Source organism: Romboutsia sp. (assembly GCF_051659545.1).
In the GTDB taxonomy this organism is placed as follows: domain Bacteria; phylum Bacillota; class Clostridia; order Peptostreptococcales; family Peptostreptococcaceae; genus JBOFOR01.
The window spans coordinates 1-3,455 of record NZ_JBOFOR010000244.1; the positions used below are offsets into that span (position 1 = coordinate 1).

The 3,455-nt window shown below is 26.7% G+C and carries 5 protein-coding genes; all 5 read left to right on the top strand.

Going from position 1 to position 3,455, the window contains the following annotated elements:
* A partial coding sequence (locus ACRC03_RS13970) for a DUF2779 domain-containing protein (RefSeq protein ID WP_438653196.1) occupies positions 1 to 375 on the top strand: 375 nt, incomplete at its 5' end.
* Positions 376 to 834: 459 nt separating this feature from the next.
* Positions 835 to 1,032: a hypothetical protein gene (locus tag ACRC03_RS13975; RefSeq protein WP_438653197.1), complete on the top strand. Its 198-nt coding sequence runs from the start codon at positions 835 to 837 to the stop codon at positions 1,030 to 1,032.
* Between the two features lie 465 nt (positions 1,033 to 1,497).
* The gene (locus tag ACRC03_RS13980) at positions 1,498 to 2,349 is read left to right on the top strand and encodes a hypothetical protein (protein WP_438653198.1); all 852 of its coding nucleotides are present in this window, start codon (positions 1,498 to 1,500) and stop codon (positions 2,347 to 2,349) included.
* A 23-nt stretch (positions 2,350 to 2,372) separates the two neighbouring features.
* Positions 2,373 to 3,143 (top strand): hypothetical protein, encoded by a 771-nt coding sequence (locus ACRC03_RS13985; RefSeq protein WP_438653199.1) that lies wholly within the window; start codon positions 2,373 to 2,375, stop codon positions 3,141 to 3,143.
* A gap of 13 nt (positions 3,144 to 3,156) precedes the next feature.
* Positions 3,157 to 3,378 carry a hypothetical protein gene (locus tag ACRC03_RS13990; protein ID WP_438653200.1) on the top strand — a complete coding sequence of 74 codons (222 nt, stop codon included), beginning with the start codon at positions 3,157 to 3,159 and terminating at the stop codon, positions 3,376 to 3,378.
* Positions 3,379 to 3,455: the final 77 nt, after the last annotated feature.

Here is a 3,455-nt window from a genome sequence, read left to right on the forward strand (position 1 = left end):
AGAATAAGAGAACTAGCGAATAACTATGAAGAGTATAAAAATCACCTTCTATGCTTACATGATAATATAAAAGATTTAATGGAAATCTTTGAAAAAAGACATTATTATATTAAAGAGATGAAAGGTAGCTATTCTATTAAATATGTATTACCAGCATTATGTCCAAATGATGAAGCTTTAAATTATAAAAAATTAAATATCCAAAATGGTAGTCAAGCAATGGATGTTTTTGCAAAATTACATCTAAAAGAAGAGACAGAAAAAGAAGCAATACGAAAAGACTTATTAAAATATTGTGAACTAGACACATTGGCTATGGTAAAGATATGGGAAAAATTAAATTACTTAATTAATTTAGAATTAGTATGTAACTAATAAGCTAATAGTTTTATAAATTACATAGTCAAAATAGTATTAAATAATATAAAAATGCACCTATAAATAAAGATAGGTGTATTTTTATATAATATAAGCAAAATAGGCAATTCTAGGTTAAATAATAAACTCCCTCAAATATTTAGTATATTTACAATATAGAAAGTTAGATTAAAAATATATAAGCTAATCGAAGTAAGAAAATTTAAGAAATGCTCATCAAATATAATAAACTACGCAAATTTCTTAGAAAACCCAACTACTGAAAATAGTAAAATATTAAGAGAACTTTCAAAAAATATACTTAAAGACATTGATAACCTAGAAAATTTATTTAGATATAATGATTACTCTTTAGAGGACTTCACCTTTGATAATAATACAACTAAAAACTTTGATTTAGAAATCAATAAGTTAAAAGAAGCTACTGAAATTGTAAGAGATAGATTCAAAGACGATATGGTTAATAATAGAAATAAATACCTTGAAGAAAGCAATTATTATAACCTAGCTAACAAAGTTTACTGCCTAGAATTTTTAAACAGATTCATCAAAACTAAACTTTCTAAGAATTTACTAGCAGATAAATATGAAGATATTGATTTTGATAGTAGTTCATACAAAACATTACTAGACTGGAATGATGACTTAGTCTAATCAAAAAACAATAAATAAATCTGGCAAAAAAACTAAAATGCAGCGACCTTCTAAGAAGGTGCATTTTCCAATACTTTCAATTCAAAATAGGCAACAGTAGGCAAACTATTGAAAGCCAACCTAAAATTTCGTATCATTATCTTAGAAAGAGGTAAACTTTATTTCCCTCAAAAACCCTAGGGGGTGCGGAACTTGACTTATTTTGTCAAGTTATTGCCACAATTGAAGTGAAAGACATTAAAATTGCACATATATATTTTTTACCTAAAGTAAATGATGAGGATCAAGACGAAAAAAATACACAAATGAAGAACAAAAATATTTTATGGAGTTTAATATGAAATTAATTTTAAATATTAAGAAATTTCAAAACACAAATATAATTAAAATTAGAGGCGCCTCCTACGCCTCTATATTTATTTTAAAAATTATCTTACACTTATAATGTAGAAAGGAAAAGAAAAAATGAAACTTACAGACAAAGTAATAAACATAATAATAGCAGAAACAAAACAAAGACTAGGATGGAATGATGCAAACATAGGAAAATGCCTAGAAAAAGGATGCAAATCACTATCAATAAAAGAAGAAAAAGAACAAATAAAAGAAAAACAATACGCAAAAAAATTTCCAGAAGATATAAAAAGAAAAATGAGAACATTAAAAAATATATCATTAAATAACATAGTAGAAAAAGAAAGCTACAAACAAGAATTCATAAAGTTTTGTGACCTATTATTAGCAGGACTAGAAACAGAACACAATTACAAAGAAAAAATACAACTATTAATAAGACAAATAGATAACTACAAAGACCAAGTTGTAAAGTACAAAATTAAATTGGAAATGGAGAAAATAAGAATGAACAAAGAACAAACCAAAGTACTTTTTCTCTCAGATGAAATATATAACATGATAGACGAACGTTCCTACACTAGTGACTATGACATTGACTGTATAGAAGATGAAGATAAATACGATAAGTATATAGCAGTAAGTAGAGATGTAACCTTTAGAATTAAGTATGAAACGGATGAAGCAATATTTAGAGTACTGCGAGATGATCTATCAGTTAAAACATATCTAATGATGATAGGAACAGAACTGGCTTCGCAGGTTATTGAGTTCGAAAGTGTAAAATCAGCAGTACAATTTATACTTAACTATATAAGTAGCAATGAAGATGTAGAATTAACCAATATGGAAAAAAACGATGAAATAGAGCATATATGCTTTGATGGTACCATAGAAAAAGAAATCATAACTTATGACACACTAAACTCATTTGGAGAAAAGATAGACTATCTACTATCTTAATAATAAATAAAGGAGTGTAAAATATGCTATTTAACGAACAAAAAGTACATAAACCAGGCTATGAAAAAGGCTCTCTTGAAGAAAAAGGTATAAACTTCATAAATTCTCAAAGAGGTAACACATACCTTACAGACGCAATAAAATTCACAATATACACAAGAATCATACAAAGAGGAGGAATAGAATCCAACCAATTTGACAAATGCTGCAACGAGCTACTAGAAATCTGCCAAAATACCTATATAAAAGCTCTAGAAAACAAAGAAGCACATATCCATCAAAAAAACTCACTATCTACAGAAGACATAGAATACCTATCAAACATACAAGACTTCAAAAACCTATGCAAAAGCATAAACTACAACTTCGACATAATCAGTAGTGCAGATGATGAAGAAACTGAATTTGACACAGATAAATTAGGTCAAGGGTATATCGCTGACTTAATAGACCTAGATCTAACACTGAATGAAATGAATATTGATAGACAACTATTCCACGACAAAGTAGAAAACCTTGCAAACTCAATAAAACATCTAGGAGAAGAAATAAAAAAATATGCAAAAACTATGTTTGGTTATTCAATCTATAATGGAAGTAACATAGCCATTACATCCTTATTACTAGGAAGTGAGTACATTATAGAAATGGGAGAATTTATATATAACAGTATAGTAGATACTGATAATAACATAAAACCACTGAGAGACTATAAAATAGAAATGCTTTATGGTGAAGGTTATTTTCCTTTTGATGATATAGATAATACTTGTGAATTTAAAATAATATATTAGAGAGGTGTATAATATGGAACATATATGTTATGAAGAATTTTACAATGAAAATAAAGAACAAGACTTTTGGAGCATAGATAAGAGTATATGGACTGATTCAGAGTTTTTTACAGCTTTAATATGTAAAATAAATAATAGTAAAGTGAATGCAAGTGAAATAATTTCATACTTTAGTGTTATACGGCGAATTATTCTAACCTTCAAAAATTACTTTAAATTATCCTATTTTTCATAAATTTAAGGAGATTGAATAATTTGCCTCTATTAATTATATAATTTTGGTCAAATTATATAATCTTTAAGATAATTTAA

Coding starts and splice junctions, on each gene's coding strand:
- ACRC03_RS13975 (WP_438653197.1), top strand. CDS start 835: ATGGTTAATAATAGAAATAAATACCTTGAAGAAAGCAATTATTATAAC.
- ACRC03_RS13980 (WP_438653198.1), top strand. CDS start 1,498: ATGAAACTTACAGACAAAGTAATAAACATAATAATAGCAGAAACAAAA.
- ACRC03_RS13985 (WP_438653199.1), top strand. CDS start 2,373: ATGCTATTTAACGAACAAAAAGTACATAAACCAGGCTATGAAAAAGGC.
- ACRC03_RS13990 (WP_438653200.1), top strand. CDS start 3,157: ATGGAACATATATGTTATGAAGAATTTTACAATGAAAATAAAGAACAA.